At 39.6% G+C, this 18,375-nt stretch carries 18 protein-coding genes; 3 read left to right on the top strand and 15 right to left on the bottom strand.

The features are described from left to right. On the top strand, positions 1-690 hold a 690-nt coding region (locus tag BM084_RS08785; RefSeq protein WP_245764361.1), incomplete at its 5' end, for a tyrosine-type recombinase/integrase. A gap of 2 nt (positions 691-692) precedes the next feature. Beyond that, a complete protein-coding gene (locus BM084_RS08780; protein WP_449415955.1) occupies positions 693-1,817 on the top strand; it encodes an IS91 family transposase in 1,125 nt (374 codons plus the stop codon). A gap of 299 nt (positions 1,818-2,116) precedes the next feature. Here BM084_RS08780 and BM084_RS08775 read toward each other — a convergent pair whose 3' ends face one another. After that, positions 2,117-2,863, bottom strand: a complete 747-nt coding sequence (locus BM084_RS08775) for a hypothetical protein (protein WP_093304332.1) — start codon at positions 2,861-2,863, stop codon at positions 2,117-2,119. Between the two features lie 181 nt (positions 2,864-3,044). Here BM084_RS08775 and BM084_RS08770 point away from each other — a divergent pair, with 181 nt between their 5' ends. After that, positions 3,045-4,214: an IS4 family transposase gene (locus BM084_RS08770; RefSeq protein WP_093304329.1), complete on the top strand. Its 1,170-nt coding sequence runs from the start codon at positions 3,045-3,047 to the stop codon at positions 4,212-4,214. A gap of 62 nt (positions 4,215-4,276) precedes the next feature. Here BM084_RS08770 and BM084_RS08765 read toward each other — a convergent pair whose 3' ends face one another. The 14 genes from BM084_RS08765 to BM084_RS08705 form a co-directional block, all read right to left on the bottom strand. Beyond that, complete coding sequence (locus BM084_RS08765; protein ID WP_245764360.1) at positions 4,277-4,969, bottom strand: di-heme oxidoredictase family protein; 693 nt, start codon at positions 4,967-4,969, stop codon at positions 4,277-4,279. Between the two features lie 886 nt (positions 4,970-5,855). Next, positions 5,856-6,677 carry a universal stress protein gene (locus tag BM084_RS08760; RefSeq protein WP_013073440.1) on the bottom strand — a complete coding sequence of 274 codons (822 nt, stop codon included), beginning with the start codon at positions 6,675-6,677 and terminating at the stop codon, positions 5,856-5,858. A gap of 57 nt (positions 6,678-6,734) precedes the next feature. After that, a complete protein-coding gene (locus tag BM084_RS08755) occupies positions 6,735-7,091 on the bottom strand; it encodes a SpoIIAA family protein (protein WP_008615606.1) in 357 nt (118 codons plus the stop codon). Positions 7,092-7,109: 18 nt separating this feature from the next. Further along, on the bottom strand, positions 7,110-7,286 hold the full coding sequence (locus BM084_RS19160; protein ID WP_013073441.1) for a hypothetical protein: 177 nt from the start codon (positions 7,284-7,286) through the stop codon (positions 7,110-7,112). Positions 7,287-7,295: 9 nt separating this feature from the next. Next, positions 7,296-8,612, bottom strand: coding sequence for an APC family permease (locus BM084_RS08750; protein WP_013073442.1), 1,317 nt, complete (start codon positions 8,610-8,612; stop codon positions 7,296-7,298). Positions 8,613-8,630: 18 nt separating this feature from the next. Next, complete coding sequence (locus tag BM084_RS08745; protein WP_013073443.1) at positions 8,631-8,816, bottom strand: hypothetical protein; 186 nt, start codon at positions 8,814-8,816, stop codon at positions 8,631-8,633. Positions 8,817-8,819: 3 nt separating this feature from the next. After that, positions 8,820-9,818 (bottom strand): sodium:calcium antiporter, encoded by a 999-nt coding sequence (locus BM084_RS08740; protein WP_013073444.1) that lies wholly within the window; start codon positions 9,816-9,818, stop codon positions 8,820-8,822. A 2-nt stretch (positions 9,819-9,820) separates the two neighbouring features. Continuing rightward, on the bottom strand, positions 9,821-10,501 hold the full coding sequence (locus BM084_RS08735; RefSeq protein ID WP_041579156.1) for a lipoprotein signal peptidase: 681 nt from the start codon (positions 10,499-10,501) through the stop codon (positions 9,821-9,823). Between the two features lie 45 nt (positions 10,502-10,546). Next, positions 10,547-11,338, bottom strand: a complete 792-nt coding sequence (locus tag BM084_RS08730) for a cation efflux transmembrane domain-containing protein (RefSeq protein WP_217806691.1) — start codon at positions 11,336-11,338, stop codon at positions 10,547-10,549. Positions 11,339-11,348: 10 nt separating this feature from the next. Continuing rightward, on the bottom strand, positions 11,349-12,698 hold the full coding sequence (gene nhaA, locus BM084_RS08725; RefSeq protein WP_057482990.1) for a Na+/H+ antiporter NhaA: 1,350 nt from the start codon (positions 12,696-12,698) through the stop codon (positions 11,349-11,351). 97 nt (positions 12,699-12,795) lie between these two features. Beyond that, positions 12,796-14,199 carry a dihydrolipoyl dehydrogenase gene (gene lpdA, locus BM084_RS08720; protein ID WP_057482989.1) on the bottom strand — a complete coding sequence of 468 codons (1,404 nt, stop codon included), beginning with the start codon at positions 14,197-14,199 and terminating at the stop codon, positions 12,796-12,798. Between the two features lie 89 nt (positions 14,200-14,288). Continuing rightward, positions 14,289-14,717 carry a Fur family transcriptional regulator gene (locus tag BM084_RS08715; RefSeq protein WP_057482988.1) on the bottom strand — a complete coding sequence of 143 codons (429 nt, stop codon included), beginning with the start codon at positions 14,715-14,717 and terminating at the stop codon, positions 14,289-14,291. A 35-nt stretch (positions 14,718-14,752) separates the two neighbouring features. Continuing rightward, on the bottom strand, positions 14,753-17,305 hold the full coding sequence (locus tag BM084_RS08710; RefSeq protein ID WP_057482987.1) for a heavy metal translocating P-type ATPase: 2,553 nt from the start codon (positions 17,303-17,305) through the stop codon (positions 14,753-14,755). A gap of 277 nt (positions 17,306-17,582) precedes the next feature. Continuing rightward, positions 17,583-18,344, bottom strand: coding sequence for an AlbA family DNA-binding domain-containing protein (locus BM084_RS08705; RefSeq protein ID WP_057482986.1), 762 nt, complete (start codon positions 18,342-18,344; stop codon positions 17,583-17,585). Between the last annotated feature and the right edge of the window lie 31 nt (positions 18,345-18,375).

Here is an 18,375-nt window from a genome sequence, read left to right as displayed (position 1 = left end):
CTTCTAAAGTCCCAGCACAAAACACCATCCGACAGTTTCTTCAAGCATACGGTCTATGGTCTTCGCTATGCCTATCGAATCTCCGGGATGAAGGAAATGCGGGTAATGCTTCCCTCTATTGAACGTCCCCACAAACTTCCAGTGGTATTAAGCCGTAGTGAGGTAAAGCAATTGCTTAAAACTCCCAAACTGCTCAAACACCGGCTGGTACTAGCAATGCTCTATGGCTGTGGCCTTCGCTGCTTTGAACTTCGCAGCCTTCAGCTCAAAGACCTGGATTTTGATCGGAAGATGCTCCACATCCGCCAGGGCAAAGGAAGAAAAGACCGTTATGTTCCTTTGTCCCAGATGCAGATCCGTGGTTTAAAAAAATATATCGCTTCAGATAATCCTACCACCTGGTGTTTTAATGGCTACGACAGGAAAGGAAACCCAGCCCAGTTATCGGCAATGGGGGTGCAATGGATCGTTCGGGAAGCCCGTAAACACAGCGGGATCCAGAAAAATATCACTACCCACAGCCTGCGGCACAGTTATGCCACCCACCTTTTGGAGATGGGATTGGACATTATCAGTGTAAAAGATTTACTGGGACACGCAGATATCCAAACCACCCTCACCTACTTGCACGTGGCACAACTCGGTAGGCAGAAGCCCTTCAGTCCGTTGGACCGACTATACAAGAAGTAGCTGTGAAACCTGCTGCCTATGAGGTGGCCCAGGTTCTGGAAAGGAACACGGAATCTTTATCCAAATATTGTTACAACAGCTGGCAGACAAGAACCCTGCACGCCTTGCGCAAATGCCGCACTGCTGCCCTGGGTGGCCATATTGACCGCTGTAACAATCCTTCCTGCCATAGGCTTCACCTTAGTTACAATAGTTGCCGGAACCGCCATTGTCCCAAGTGCCAGGGGCATAAAAAAGAACAGTGGATCCAGGCGCGGGAAGAAGAACTTCTTAATGTTCCCTACTTCCACGTGGTCTTTACCCTGCCATCAGCCCTCAACCGCCTATGCCTGTATGAGCCTAAAAATATATATGCCCTACTGTTTAAAATAACCTGGCAGGTGATCCAGGATTTTGCATCCAACCATAAATTCTTGGGTGCCAAACCTGGAATGATTGCCATCCTGCACACCTGGGGGCAAAACCTTTCTTTGCACCCACACCTGCATTGCATTGTTCCCGGCGGTGGTATTACCCAAAGTGGCAAATGGAGATCTGCAAAAAGCAATGGAAAATACCTGTTCCCGGTTAAGGCTATGAGCAAGGTTTTTAGGGCCCGGTTTGTGGCTTCCCTCCGCAAGGAACTGGAGCCACAAACCAAAGACTTCTACGAAAGCCTTTTTAAAAATGATTGGGTAGTTTATTGCAAACGCCCATTTTTAGGTCCCGCCCAGGTAGTGGAATACCTTGGCCGTTATACCCATAAGATCGCCATCAGTAACCATCGGATAAAAAACCTGGATAATAAAAGCGTTACATTTTCTGTAAAGGACTACCGCCACGGGGGAAGAAAATCCTTATTACGTTTATCTGATGCAGAGTTCATCAGGCGGTTCGCACTTCACATACTTCCCAAAGGCTTTGTTCGCATCCGGCATTATGGAATCTTGAGTTCCTACCATAAAAAATTCACCCTTATCCAGCTACAGCAAAGCCTGGGACGGGTGCAACTCAAAGAGCGCAAACCACTACAACACCAGCTTTGCCCAGTGTGCAAGAAAGGGAAATTGGTAACACTTACTACTTTTATGGCACGAGGCCCACCTGGATACTGGATGGAAAAACTAAGAAAACAATCAAATAAATGAGTATAAAAAAACGATCCTTCCGGACGTAACCGGAAATCTATGGCCTAAAACGATCAAAATGGCATTAAATCCTGTAAGTACCAGTAAAAGAACAAAGTAAAAAGCAGCTTGACTTAGGTCAATAGCCAAAAGCCGACATCTTGCATAGAGATTTAGATGGCCTACCTATCAAATCTTACCTCCTAAAAACAAACTAATCCCCATATATGGCTGACCGGCAAAGAACCGGTTTAGTCAACAGTGCGTTCATGTTGGGCCGTACCGGCCACACGAACGCTTAGTTATTGGCAGCTGGTTATTTAGCACCAAGTATTCTTAATTCCCTTGATATAATAATCTAATATATCACTGAATTTTTCTTCATTAAAATTTTCAATTTTTTCTAGTTTTTTAAGTAGAATTGTAGTTTGATTCCAAATCTGATTTAATTCCGAAATTTTTGGCTTTAAAGATTGAGCATTATCTGGTGTGAAATGAACTGTTTTATTTCTAAGTCTAAAAAGATTTTGAATCTCATTTAGCTGAACCGTATTATTTCGTAGATCATCTTTAAATATGTAAATTAATCTCTCCATTACCTTTGCTACCGAAATTCTTCTATAACTAAAATTATCTATGATACCTGTTTGATTTAAATATAGTAGATGTCTGTTTATTAATGTTTCTAAGAAAAAACCATAATTATTTAAATGTCCTAATATTTCAATAGATTCAATTCTGTGATCTTGATCAAATTTATGTTTTTTACTTTCTGCTAATTTTCTGGCATTCTCCCATTCTTTTACCATATAATCGGTAGTTTCATTAGTTAAGATATCTGGAATTTCTGATTGTAAGACATCTATATGATTATCTGGTAATTTTACTTTTTCTATTATATTTTTATCAGATTCATTTGGTTCAAGATCCTTTAAAGCGTTACTAAATAGAATCGATGCAAAATCATTCTTTAATGCCGTATTTAAGTATCTAATAGATTCTTCTAAGTAAAAAATTCCACCTATCGCTAACTTATCGTATGTTTCTAATGAGTGTTTTTCTTTCATAGCTTGCTGCCAACTCCTTCTATCCCGTTTAAAATAGCCATTTAATTAAAAGAAAACCGGGATAAACTCAATTTTATAAATATAAAACCAATAGCGTCCTAAACGTTTAAAAAAAGAGAAAGGTTGTTTTGTAACTCAAAGTTATCTTTGAGGTGCACAACAAAACCAAAACCTTTCTCTTATGACAAATATAACTTTGTTTTCTCAAATTATCTCTAAGCTTGATCGTTCAGTTTTTAATAAGATTGTAAAGCAAAAAGAGACTGATAAGCATCAAAAGGGCTTTAATAGCTGGACTCATTTAGTTTCGATGCTGTTCTGTCAATTTGCCAAAAGTCAGTCTGTGCGGGACATCAGCAATGGGTTGCGGTCGGCTACCGGAAACCTGAATCACCTGGGCGTACAAAAAGCACCTTCAAAATCAACTATAAGTTATCAGAACCAGAGGCGGGACTGGGAACTTTTTAGGGAGTATTATTATGCACTGATTAAAAGTTTGGGACAGCAGGCTTACTCGAAACGTGTAAAATTTAAAATTAAATCGAAAATATTCCTGCTGGATTCCACTACCGTAAGTTTATGCCTAAGCTTATTTGACTGGGCAAAATATAAGACGGCCAAGGGAGCCATCAAAATGCATACGTTACTAGACTATGATGGGAACCTGCCCGCTTATGTAAACATTACCAATGGCAAAACCGCTGACAACAAAGGCGCCTATGATATCCCATTACTTAAAAGGAGCGTTATTGTAGCCGATAGGTTCTACAATGATTTTTCCCTACTAAATGTCTGGGACAGCAGTGAGGTGTTTTTTGTGGTAAGGCATAAAGAAAACATTCAATACAAGCCTATTAAGGAAAAAGAACTACCCGACAACAGGCATGGGCATATCCTCATAGATGAAATCATAGAACTTACTGGAACAAAATCCGCTGAGAAGTATTCCAAAAGGCTCAGGAGAATAGCTGTATATGATGAGATAAACAAACAGCAGATCGAATTAATTACCAATCAAATGTCTTGGACAGCAAACACCATAAGCGAACTTTATAAGGCCAGATGGGAGGTGGAGATTTTCTTTCGAGAAATAAAACAGCTACTGCATATAAAATCTTTCATAGGAACCAGCCAAAACGCAGTAATGATCCAAATATGGACAGCATTGATTACCATACTTATCCTAAAAGCACTAAAGGCAATGGCCAAACATCAATGGTATTTATCCAACCTGGTGGCTTTTATAAGATTAAACTTATTTGTAAAAGTAGAATTGCAAAAATGGCTCGATCATCCTTTTCAGGACCATTCCCCGCCAAATCCAAAGATTGTACAGGGGGTTCTATTTTGAAAAAGGACAAAAGTAGGCTTAAAGTCAGGGAAAACAGTAAATTTATTCCATCCTAAAAACGTTTAGGACAGGATTGATGTAATACCTATATCTTGATTATACGCACCTACTGTTTGATGCAATAAGTCATAACTAATTGCCTTTTTACCAAACCTAAAAATATATTTACCTCCACGTGAAATACTATTTGGCCGAATTTGAACATATTCAGGAGGATATGCGAAATGAGCTCTACCACTTATTCCGTCGCCATTCTCATCATAAGGATCGGCTAGAGAAAGTATACTTTCATCTGGAACAGCATCCAAAAAACCTAATCCTGTGACCGCAGGCGCAACCAAGGTTGTGAAGGGTGCTCCTGGAGGTAGCTTTTCAGGCTGAAACCCCTGAATTGCTTTATTCTGTAATTGATTTTTACCATCCCCAAAGTCTGCAAAAGGATTTCCTAAAGTATCACTTTGACCGAATCTTATAAATTGATTAAACGGGTGACCTTTACCATCCCCAGAATGACAACTAACACAGCTAGTACCTACGAAAACGGGGCCGAGTCCAGTTTCTGCGGTAAATACTTCATCATTGAACGCTATATCCCCATTCAAGAACTGAATCTGCTCTTCAACTGATAATCCTTCTACAGGGCCATCAAGAAGTTCATTTTCCTTTGGAGGAACAGGACCATATTCATCAGCTAATTTTTCACAGGATGTAAAAAAAGCGATAAAAATAATTAGACTTAACCATTCTATTTTCATTACCTAAAATATTATTTAGACAAATCTAAAATTTATTTTTTAATAATCTAAATATTGAAAGTTATTATCTTAAGAATATATTTTTAAAGTTGTAGGAATATATAGTATTAAGCTTCTTAAAAGATTTACCAACGGCGAAAACCTCGTTTGTACGTTTAAAGTTTCTAACTTGGAAGCTTTGTATTTACTCCTATGAGACAGCCTACCTATTAGGAGTATTATGAAGGTTCTCAATAATATGAGTATAATTCTGGTCGCCCCTCCTTTAGAAGTACTTGAATTGAAATACCAGAGAACTCCCGATTCCTTATATTACAGGGAATCGGTTTTTAATTGAAGTATTTTGTTTACAAAAGGTCAATTTTCTACGCCTCTTAAAACTTCAACTTTTAAAAAGAAAAATAATGAATTCCATAGAATCATTAGATTAAGAAAAAGTTGGTAGGTAAACATTTTTAAATAATCAGGGCTTATGAATAAAGTCTTTTAAGACAAAAAAATACAATAAAAATGATGCAATGACCAAAAGGATTAATGAAAAAATTCCAAAAAGCTTTTCTTTTTTAGTTATTTTATTCCGGGAAGATTTTTGACCCTTCTTCTTTCTTCTATTTCTCCTATATTTTGACATTTTTCTTCTACACTTTCTTTTGGGTAAATTGCAAACTTATCGCTTTAAAAAGGGTTTATTCCCTCTAATTAGATAAAAATTCATTGTACTGTAGTCTTACAATTGCCTTAATTTAGGGCACCTAGGATACCATAGGAATATTTCACAAATAATTCTGTGGTCTTACTGAAGGTATGAAGCTCAGGAATTCAGTTAATTTCTAAAAAATAGTGACTTCATAAACTTAAAAATGCAGATTTGTTTTCAATCCTACTATCATTTTAAAATAAGTACAGGAACTTCTGATTTGAAAATCATTTTCCGTCTCAGCCCCAGTTCAGTTAGTTTTTCTATAAAGGCATGTTTCCTGTAAAGTAGCGCCAAAATATCTATGGCATTATCTTTCAAAAAACCGGTTATTTTATCTTCAGTTTTCCCTTCGGAAAAAAGGTGAACAGAAATATTCTGTAGATTAAAAAACTCCTCATAATAGTTTTTTATCTCCTGTTCTTTAATAACTTCATCTTTACTTTTAGCAAAATGAAATATAAAAAGGCGCGCGTTAAATGCCTTTAATAGATCAGCCAGAACCTTTAGTTCCCTATCAGGTTTCAGATTATCTGAATCCAGCGCCAGACAAATTCTTTTTAAACCAAAAGTTTCTAAATCTTCAGGTACAACCAGCACAGGGCAGGGTACATCCTTGCTCACTTTTTCACTGGTAGTTCCTGCAAGGTAACCTTCTACCTCACCTGCACCTTCTGTCCCCATAATTATCAAACCTGCTTTTTCTTCTGTTGCTAATTGATAAATTATATCTGAAGGTCTTCCTGGGGCTACCATACTCTTATATTTTATTGTCGCCAGACGTGGAAAATTTTCGAGAAATTCCAGCATTTTTTCTTTGTACAATTTCTGATAAGAACTAAAGTTGTCGGGAACCGGATAAACTATAGCCCCGTATCCGGCATATTGATAACCTTCAGAATAGGCATGAACAAAGATAATTTCTGAATTTAAAGATTCGGCCACCTTTATGGCATACTCAACTCCAATTTTGGAACTTTGACTAAAATCAATCGGAACTATTATTTTCATGGTTTTTTAATTTTAATTATACATTCAGTTTTTCAATTAATTGTTTAAATAAAAGCTTTATTGTTTAATCCACTTTTTGGCAATCTCCTTTTCCTCTAAGTCAAAATATTTTACTTCAGCATTGGTAAAAGGTTTCATGAACTTTGTAATCCAGTCCTGCCATTTTTTATCACCTACCATGGCGATTTTTTCATAATCTTTTGCGTGGGCAGTATCCATTTTTAGATCTTCCCACAGGCCTGGAAAATCCCAGCCGGTAAAATTCTCCATTTCAAAATACCAGCGTACGTTTAATCCTTTGTCCAAAATAGCATGAATAATGGGATGTACCTTCTCAATATCCATTTCGGATAAATCTCCCGATGCTCTGGTTGCAATAATATTATCTCCTGAAATCTCTATAATTTGTAACATATCTATTTTTATTAATTATTAACCGCCTAAATCGTAAAACCATTCTTCAGCTTTCATAATTCCTTCTTTTATGGCATTTCCCTTAGTATAATTCTTTTCTATAACCAGACTTTTAGCAATTTCCAGGGCTTTTTGCTTCACTGCAGGATGGAGGCCATCCAAACTGGTTTTAAATTCTTCAAAGGTCCATTCCATAGCTTCATTTTAATGGTTGAACAGTTCTTTTTCTTTTTCGGGATCCATCTCATTCTTTGACTTTTTGTCCAAAAAATAATCCAGCACGATGCCCACTATAATTGCTCCCACAAAAGCAACATACACCTGCCAGTTAAACTGAACTACCAGAGACAGGCTAATAATTATGGCCAAAATGGGTAGGATAGGTACTTTCCCTATGGAAAGGGGAACTTTAAAAGGTCTTTCTTTGTCAGGTGCTTTATAACGCAAAACGATGAGTGCAATATTCACAGCTACAAAAACGAGTAACGCCCCTAAAGAGGACATTCCTGCGACAATTTTAATATCTCCCAATAACAAAAATGCCGCTACCGCAGCCATAACCACCAGTGTAGTTACCCAGGGTACTTTCTGTGCATTGGTCTTGGTCATAAATTTTGGAAGCTCGCCCACGCTTGCCATACCGAAAAGCAACCTGCTAATGGAAATAATGCCACTAAAAGCCGCATTAGCCGTAGCAAAAAGTGCCGCAACTGCCAGGGCTACGGGCAACCAGGAATTTAAATTTGAAGCGGCCAGCGACAATGGGGAATTTACCTTTGCTATTTCTGCGGGGTCACTTATATTGAGTACCGTAAAAGATATTAGTAGGTATATAATTGTGGTAAACACCATTGTCAATAAAAATGCCCTCGGAATCGTCTTGCCCGGATTTTTTACCTCGGAACCCAATGCTGCCATATGCTCAAAGCCGGTATAAACAAAAAATAAGGTAGCAGTCGCTGCCAGGGTGCCGGAAAAGGACTCCACTTTAAAAAATTCTGATTTTGGTGGTCCTGTTTCCAAAAGTCCGACCGCAATAAGAATAAACAATCCCAATAGCTGAATACTGACCATAATGATATTGGCGGTAGATGATTTTTTGATGCCCGTAATGCTTATAAATGCAAGAATCAGTAGCACAGCATAGCTAACCAGTAAGGAAGGGATGTTAAAAAACGTATTGAAATACCCTGAAAAAGCAAGTAGCACCGCGGCGATGGTGGCCGAACTGTGAAATGCAATCGTCCAACCTGTTAGAAAAGATGGAATGTCGATTTTTGGAAAAGCTTTCCGTACAAAAATGAATTCTGCACCGGCATTAGGATAGGTAGAGGACAGCTCTGCATACGACATTGCCGAGACACTGGCCGCAATGGCGGCAAAAATAAAACTCAACCAAAGGTCTGTTCCCGCCTGTCCAGCGGCTGCACCAATTACAGTATATATTCCAGCACCAACAATGGTACCTACACCATAAAAAGTAAGGCGAAGAGTACCCAGAGATTTTTTTAATTCTGCCATAATACTATTAGTAATATATTATCCATTTCTATCTAAATTCCTTTTTTCCATCTCTGCCTTTACGATGCCACGCTCAATAGCCTCTTCTTTTGAACAATTTTTGTTCAAATAGAAATCCCTTGCATATTTTAATGCTACTGCTCTAATATTTTCATCCAGCACATTAAGCCTCTCCTGGTAATCCTTAAATAAATCCTCCTTCATTTTTTAAAATAGTTTTAGAACAAAAAACACCATAGTTAAAAGATATACAATATACGCTGCATCGAAAACGAATATCTGCCATCTGCTGAACCCGTGAAGTTCCTTGCTTTGATGGACAAATACTGAATATAAAAGCGGCATCAGTCCTACAAAAGCCAGGTTGACCCAAAACAACTGGAAATCTTCGATTGGGGTCGTTACCAGTGCCAGGGGGAAAAATGCCACTGTCATGGTAACGGCATTATCTGCAATCACACTGGTGGTACCCGCAGTCACTTCACCTCCCTTTACCACACTCCATGTTTTGAATATTTCAGGGGCGGTAGTCATAATTCCGGTGATAAACAACCCTCCAACAATTTCGGAAATATTCAGTGCCGAAACAATATTTTCGGTAGCTTTTACAATAAAAAAAGCCCCCACGGCTATGGCCAGGGCCCCTGCAACCGAAAGCCATATTTTCTTTTTATCCCATTCTACCTTCTGACCCTTTTCCCTGCCTTTTATAATGGCATGCGTTAAAAAAGCCGCATAGGCAGCCAGCATGATCCACCCATCAATGGGTTGTAATCCACGCCAGGCTTTGGGAAGCGTTAATATAGCCACCAACCCGATAATTACCAGATAGGGGATAGATAATACCGAGACGGAACGTTTGTTCAGGGCCAGCAGGTTGGCATCCAAATGTTTTTGATGCTCCTTATTGTTTTTAAACTTTCTTCTGGAAGCAAAGTATGCAATGGTTACCATGAGCGGAATGGAAATGATATTGGAACCAAGCAAATTCCCCAACCCGATATCAGATACCCCACGGGCGGCGCTCGTAATATTTATCGCCACTTCAGGGCTCGCTGTTACAATAGCCAGGAAAGCTGCCCCTGCAGAAGCAGTAAGCCCCCATTGTTTGCGCAGCATCTTTAAAGGGGTAAGGAGTTGATCAGCACCCCAATGGGCAGCCCAAGCTGCCAATCCCAATACTACTACCCAAAGCCAAGCGTTCATAACTAATCGATTTTTATAATTGTCCTGTTACTTTCAGTATATTTCAACTTTTTCTTATCCGATATTTTCTGGTCTTTTTTTTGTTGGCTTTGAAAGATCAGGAGTAAAATCACTCCCGTGCTAATCCAAACATCTGCGGTATTGAATACAGGGTCGAAAAAAGTAAATTCATTACCTCCCCATAATGGCAGCCATTCCGGAAGCCTTGTATCAATAATAGGGAAGTACCACATATCCACCACATTGCCATTTAAAAATCCGGCATAACCACCGCCTGAGGAGAATATTTCTGCAATATTGCGAAGTGCGGGATCACTTTTTTCAAAAATCAGTCCGTAAAATGCACCGTCAATCAAATTGCCCAATGCACCTGCGTATATAAATGCGGCACAGATTATAAAGACTTTTGCATATCCTTCACGTATCATCTTTTTGATATAAAAGGTCCCCCAAATAACGGCTACGAAGCGAAATAGTATTAAAACAAATTTGGCCAGATAACCTTCGCCAAATTTAAAGCCCCAGGCCATGCCGGCATTCTCCAAAAAATGTAAGCGAAACCAATCCAGGCCAAACACAAAATATTCCTCGCCATAATAAAAATGGGTCTTCACATAAATCTTTATGGCCTGGTCTATTACCAACAACAGTAAAATTAATAATGCTACACTACTTTTATTCATAATTTCCTTATTCTTGCCCAACGTCTTGTGCAACATATATTTGCATTATTTAGATAATTTTAAAATTCTTATGGCGCCCCGCATTACAAACGTGAAAACGATGCCGCCAATTACCAAATCGGGCCATTTGCTATCCAGAAAATAGACCAGCACCCCGGCCAGTATCACCCCGCCGTTTACGATGATATCATTGGACGTAAAAATAGCACTGGCCTGCATATGCGCCTCCTTACTTTTGGCCTTATTTATCAACCAGAGCGAAATAAGGTTCCCCAGTAAGGCTAAAATGGAAACTATGATCATCCATTCGAACATTGGTGTTTCACTACTTGTAAAAAACCTTCTTAATACCTCTGCAAAACCAAGTGTTGCCAATGCAATTTGAAAGTAGCCGCTGAATTTTGCCACCTTCTTTTTTCTGGAAATGGCACCACCTACTGCAAATAAACTTAGCGCATATACTATCGAATCTGCCAGCATATCCAAAGAATCTGCAATTAGGCCCATAGAAGAAGAAATCCACCCCGTGGTCATTTCGATAATGAAAAAGCCGAAATTTATCCCCAGGACCCACCAAAGGATTGTTTTCTGTTTGGATTGGTCTTCTATTACGGGAGGCTCGGCTTCTTCGGTCCCCATAAATTTATCACCTAATTTTAATTCTGAAATCGAGGCTTTGATTTCCTCATTCCCTTCAAGGTGATATACTTCAAGTTTTCGATTGGGTATATCAAAATCCAAATATTTCACTTGAGCATAAGATTCCAATTTCATCCGGATCATCTGTTCTTCTGAAGGACAGTCCATTTGACTTACTATAAAAGTACTTTTGTTCATTTCTCCCATATCACTTAACTATATTTTTCCTTCCTTTATTGGAAGTTAATAAGAGAATTACCGCACCGCCAATAGCTGCAAGTAATGAAGCTATCAAAATGCTTATTTTCGAAATTTTAATCAATTCCTGATCATTAAATGCGAGATTGGTAATAAAAAGGGACATGGTAAAGCCAATTCCCGCGATCATACCAATTCCAATTATATGTTTCCAGTTTAGTGTAATATGTAATTCGGAAACTCCAAGTTTTTGCCCGATCAATGTAAAAATACCAATCCCTGTTACTTTCCCAATAGCTAATCCCAAAAGGATCCCCAGCCCTAAAGAACCGGAAACAACCTCAATTAAATTTACATCGAGCTTTACTCCCGCATTCGCGACTGCAAAAATTGGAATGATAAAGAAAGCATTGAAATCAACAAGGGAATTTTCCAGTTTGAGCAAAGGAGGCCTTGAATTCTCAGTATCTGTTTTAATAGCTTTTAAAATTATTTGTTGTTTTTTATCCTGAAGAGGATTTAATTTTTCCAGCTCTGTTTTCTCAAGATTAGTAACGTTTGTGGCGGTCCTTTCTTTTAATATTTTACTGTCTAATTTGGGCACTATTGGAATGGTAATGGCAAAAAGTACTCCCGCAATAGTTGGATGGATCCCCGAATTAAGGAAGCAATACCATAAGATGATCCCAATAATAATATACCAAATCAAATTTTTGATCCCAGTCCAATTCATTAATAATAATAACCCAAATGCCCCCATGCCCGATCCAAGGTATATCCAGCTCAACTCGTTGCTATAAAACAATGCTATCACCAATATGGCACCTATATCGTCAGCAATAGCGAGGGCTATTAAAAATGTTTTTAACTGCCTGGGGACATTTTTTCCCAGTAGGCCAATAATCCCTAGTGAATATGCGATATCGGTAGCCATAGGGATGCCCCAACCCTTTATATTTTCAGTGCCTAAATTTAGGCTAATAAAAATGAGGGCCGGAACTGCCATGCCACCTAAAGCTGCCAACAATGGGGCTGAGGCTTTTTTAATTGAAGATAATTCCCCCACCATAACCTCCCTCTTCAATTCAAGGCCGGCAACCAAAAAGAAAATTGCCATTAGGCCATCATTGATCCATTCTTCAATTGTTAGCCCAAAACTAAGATGCTCGGAAAATTCAAAAAGCAATTCATCGCCAAGAAAATGATGATAGGCACCTGCCCACTTTGAATTAGCTAAAAGAAGGGCAACTATAGTAGCAATTATTAAAAAAATCCCCCCAGCTGTTTCCCTGTCGAGGAACTTTGTTGCCGTTTCCCTGATATACCCAATAGTGGATTGATTTCGAACTGATTGCCCCATTTTATCTTATCTGTTTTTTGAGTTCATTACTTAAACCTTAATATTTCAAAAAGCTCAGTAGCGTCTTAATTTTTAAGAACTTACTGTTAGGTCAACTTTAAATATGCAACGCCCTGTCTTCGGTAGCTGCCAGACAGGCCTCCTTAAAGGTCTCGGAAAATGTGGGGTGACCGTGTGACATTCTTGCAATATCCTCGGCAGCCGCCCTAAATTCCATCGCTACCACCGCTTCGGTATAACTGTCTGCTATGCGAGGGCCTATCATATGCACGCCCAATATCTCATCGGTTTCCTTATCTGCGATTACCTTGATAAAACCATCCGTATCCATACTTATCTTCGCCCGTGCGTTTGCCTTATAGGGAAAAGAGCCCGTTTTTATACTTCTATTGGTCTTCTTCAGTTCTTCTTCCGTCAAGCCTACACCGGCGACCTCAGGCTGGGTGTACACGATATTTGGGATAAGGGAATAATTGATATGTGGCTTTTGACCTGCTATGCTTTCGGCTACAAAAACGCCTTCTTCACTGGCTTTATGGGCAAGCATTGCCCCCCGGATTACATCCCCAATGGCATACACACCCTTGACATTGGTTTCAAGGTTTTTATCTACCGTTATCTGTCCTTTCTCATTGGTTTCCACTCCTATATTTTCAAGCCCTAAACTGGCGGTGTATGGTTTTCGGCCAATGGCCATAAGACAGTAATCGCCATCTAAACTCATTTCTTCTTTATCGGAAAGATTTTCCGCTTTCAATTCTACTTTATCCTCAGTTGCCGTTGCGTTTGTCACCTTATGTTCCAAATAAAAATCAATTCCCTGTTTTCTAAGGGAACGGTGCAATTGATGTCCCAGTGCGCCGTCCATAGTGGCGATAAGGCTATCAAAATATTCTACTATGGAAACCTTTGAACCCAGGCGGGCGAATACGGAACCTATCTCAACACCGATAACGCCACCCCCAACGACCATTAAGTGCTTGGGGATTTCCTGTAGGGCAAGGGCTTCGGTGGAAGAGATGATACGCTTTTTGTCTATTTTAATATTGGGCAGTGAAGCGGGTTTGGACCCTGTGGCAATGATGATTTTATCGGTTGTTATGGTTTCCGTTTTGTCCCCGCCCTTAATCTCAATCGTGTTTTTGTCCTTGATGGTGCCGTGGCCTTGATAGACGGCAACCTTGTTCTTTTTCATCAGATAATCAACACCATTGATGATTTCCTGTACCACATCCTGAACCCTTTGGTTCATTTTCAGGATATCGACATTGGCCTCTTTAACATCAATCCCAAAATTTTCGAATTGATGCTTGAGTTTGTAATAATGCTCAGAGGCTTCCAACCAGGCTTTTGACGGGATACAGCCCACGTTAAGGCAGGTGCCGCCAAGCGTGTTGTACCTTTCAATAATGGCTACTTTTAATCCTAATTGGGCGCAACGGATCGCACTTACATACCCGCCCGGGCCAGATCCTATTATAGTTACATCAAATTTTTCCATATTCACATTTTTTTAAGTTAGTTACGGTGGAAAAAACCTTAAGCTTGACCATTGGGGGCTGGGATTCAGGCTTAAGGCACTCCCACCTATTATTTTTTACTACAGTTTTTACATATCCCTTTTAAAACTAGGTTCACATCGTTCACCTCATACTGGTTTGGCAAACTCTCTTCCGATATTTTATTTGGTAAACAGATTGTTTTCTTACAATTGGTACAATGAAAGTGCATATGTAAATCTGTACTGTGTTTACCTTTGGCGTTTTCATCGGAAATCGCATATTTTGCAAAAGCAGTTCCATCGTCAATTTGGTGCACCATGCTTTTTTTCTCAAAGAGCTTTATCGCCCTGTAGAAAGTGGTCTTATTGGCTGTTTTGATATTTTTATTGATAAAGACTTTTTGCATTTCATTTAAACTTACTGCATAAGTTTTCCTTTTGAGGTATTTGTAAATTTTCAACCTCATTTCAGTGGGACGTATCCCTTTTGACGATAATTTTTTTTCCGTTTTTGTCATTTTATATTCTTTCGAAAAACAGTCTAAGTCCGGATCTAATCTTTTTTATAAGCCAAAAGCCTTAACGCATTAAAAACCACCAGAAGCGTCGAACCTTCATGGATTACTACCGCCACTCCAATATTTGCCAAGCCGAATATGGTTGAAGGTATAAGCAGGGCCACAATACCAAGGCTAACCCAAAGGTTTTGCCTGATAATCGCCTTTGCCTTCCTGCTTAAACCTATGGCAAAGGGCAGGGTTTCCAACTTATCGGCCATTAGCGCAATATCCGCCGTTTCCAGGGCTACATCACTTCCCGCAGCACCCATAGCTATTCCTACAGTGCTGTTTGCCATGGCAGGGGCATCATTAACGCCATCGCCCACCATTGCCACCTTGGATTCCTTTTCTTTTAATTCTTTTATAGCATCCACTTTTTCTTCCGGTAATAAACTACCCCAGGCATCGGTCAATCCTATTTCTTCTGCTACTGCGTCTGCTACCTTCTGGTTATCACCAGTAAGCATGATCATTCGTTTAATTCCTATTTCTTTTAATTTTTTAAGGGTTCCCTTGGCGGCTTCACGAGGGGTATCCATTAATGCAATGATGCCTATATATTCTTCATTTTTTCGTATAAGCATTGTTGTATTTCCACCACCTTCAAGACCACGCACTTTCGTAGCTATTTTTTCGGAAGGTGTACTCTCATCAAGCCCTTCGTACAGGTCGAGGTTACCTATATAGATTTTATCATTGCCAAATGATGCTTTAATCCCTTTACCCAGAACTGCCTCTAAATTAGAGGCATTTGGGATTTCCTCGCCTTCCAGACGCTCTTTTCCATCACGAACTACAGCTTTGGCCAGGGGGTGATCACTAAGACCTTCCACGGCTACTGCTATTTTGAGAAGTTCATTGTCTGAAATATCCCCAAGTGGCACCACTTGGGTAAGTTTTGGCTTTCCTTCCGTTAGAGTTCCGGTTTTATCAAAGGCTAGGGCGGTAATAACCCCCAGGTCCTCCAGAGGGCGCCCTCCTTTAATTAATACCCCGCCACGGGCAGCTCTGGCCACTCCACTTAATACAGCACTTGGGGTCGAGATTGCCAACGCACAGGGACTTGCAGCTACTAATACGGCCATCGCCCTGTAAAAGCTGGCGCTAAAGGGTTCGTCAATAACTAAAAAAGCAAACAAAAGAATCCCGACCAAAATAAGGACGGACGGCACAAAATATTTTTCAAATTTATCGGTGAGCAACTGGGTAGGCGATTTTTGAGTCTGAGCTTCGTTAACCAGTTTCACCAATCGGGAAAGCGTTGAATCTTTGGCTGCTTTGATAACTTTAATCTCCAAAGTATTGTTCCCATTGATCGTTCCGGCAAAAACGCGGTTTTCATCTTTAATATCATCTACCTCTGAGTAATCCTTCTCAACATCTTCTACGGGAACTTTATCTACCGGTACACTCTCCCCGGTTATTGGAGCCTGGTTAACACTACTCTGCCCATCTACCACTACGCCATCTGCAGATATTTTACTATTTGGTTTCACCACAATGATATCCCCAATATTGAGTTTTTCGATACCAACTTCTTCCGTTTTACCATTTTTCTTAACCAAAGCTGTTTTTGGCGCCAGTTCTGCCAGTGCAGCTATAGATTTTCGTGCTTTGTTCATTGCATAATGCTCCAAGGCATGCCCCAGGCTAAAGAGAAATAATAACAAAGCTCCTTCAGCCCATTCCCCAAGAATAGCTGCTCCTATAGCTGCGACCAACATGAGAAAATCAATTTCAAATCCACCTTTGGCTACGGTCTGTATGGCTTCTTTTGCTGTAAAGTAACCTCCAAAAAAGTAGGCACCTATGTATAGGGATAAGCTGACCCATTCCGGTATTGATGTTACGTAGGACAAACCAAAACCAATACCCAAAAGAGCACCACAAATAATAGCAAAAATAAGTTCGGTGTTTTTCCCAAAAATACCTCCGTGGGCGTGGGAATGTTCTTCCCCGGCCCCGTGGCTATCCGCTTCTCTATGATTCTGGAGATCAGTATCTTTATGCTTTTGTTCTTCTATATCCCTTACCTTTTCTTTATTTAAATTTTGAGGATTCTTTTCGGCAGATTTAAAGCCCTTATTCTCAGCAGAGGAGCTTTTTTTAACTTGTAGGTTTTCTTTTTCGAGCTTTGTAGTTATCTCATCAAAACTTGTTTCCCGTTTATCATATTCTAAACGGATCATTCCTCCGGCATTGGCGGAAGCTTCCAAAACACCATTGATATTCAACAGACTCTTTTCTATAGTCCTTGCATGCCGGGTATGTCTAATCCCCTCAACCTCTATAAGCAAATGTCCATATTTCGCGGTAATTTCAGCCCCGGTTCTTTCTGCCAATGATTGAATGCGGTCAATAGAAATTATATCCGGATCGTAATGAAAGCACAATTGTGGCACCGTATCTTCCTGATCATCCGCTATGTGGACTTTTTCAAGGCCATTTTCGGCTTCCAGTTCCTTAATTAGCCTTTCCACACAAGCGTCTTTTTCATTAGGTACCTGTGGAAGGATTACGGGAATTTTGATTTTTAGTTTTTTCATATCCTTAGTTATTTGTATCCAGTTTTTTGCTTGTTCCTTATCCTGAAGGTCAAAATATTTGACTTCTGAACCGGTAAAGAAATGAGTAGCTTTAACGACCCATTCCTGCTATTTTTTTCGCCTACAAATTTTATGACTTTTTTCGATGATATTGTGGATTAGCGGATGGGTTTTTTATATCCTTCTTCGTGATTCTACCATTGATTTTAGCAGCAATCAAGTTTTCTTTTTCTATGTCCAATACCTATATCATTTTTTCAATTTTATAGGGTTTATATTAATTTAAGTGTATCTCCAAATACTCCAGAGCCTCAGGCATATCCAACTCGCGGGTTCCGTTCCCGGTTCTGATAAAGAAATGCGAACGATCGCCCAAATTCAAATACACAGGTTTTTGTGATTTGTGAACCCTTACATAACAGATATCCTTTTCTTCGAATTGGTAAAAGGCCACTTTAACCAAAGGGCAAAAATGAGTGCCGAACTTGAGGGACACCAATTGCATTATATATTGCTCAAACCCGTCCTTGCCAGGTTTTTTTAAAGTACCGCAATCCTGTTCCAGCCCCAGAATACTACCTTCATCATCAATTCCGATAATTAAATGCCCTTCTTGGGTGTTCATAAACCCGGCAATTGTTTTTGCTATTACGTCCTCCAAAGCCTTATTCGGTTTAAACTGCCTCAAATCCCATCTCAAGGTAGATTTAAATTCTACTTGCTGGTTTTCTCCTGCCGCAATCAGCTCCCTGATCTCCTCCAGCTTATCTCTTCTTCCGGTCAATTGAAATATTCTTTGCCTGACCATAAACATAAGCGACAAGGCAATGCCCAGCAGTCCAAATAGCAATTTGATGATGGCTTGATCCAAATCCCATGAACTAACTTCCTGCTGATATGAAGCAAGCAGAGATTTCCACCATTCGCCATTACCTCCCTGCATGTCATACATGTGGAGTGAAATAACCAGGGGCTGTATTATAAATAAGCCAAGGGCTAATCCAATGAATATAAAAACAAATACTTTGCGTTTTTTCATTTTTACCTTCTTTTATAAGCCATAGGTGCCA

This window comes from Salegentibacter agarivorans, assembly GCF_900113135.1.
Taxonomy (GTDB): Bacteria; Bacteroidota; Bacteroidia; order Flavobacteriales; family Flavobacteriaceae; genus Salegentibacter; species Salegentibacter agarivorans.
The sequence above is the reverse complement of the archived record's forward strand: the minus strand, read 5'-3'. Positions and strand labels throughout refer to the sequence as shown.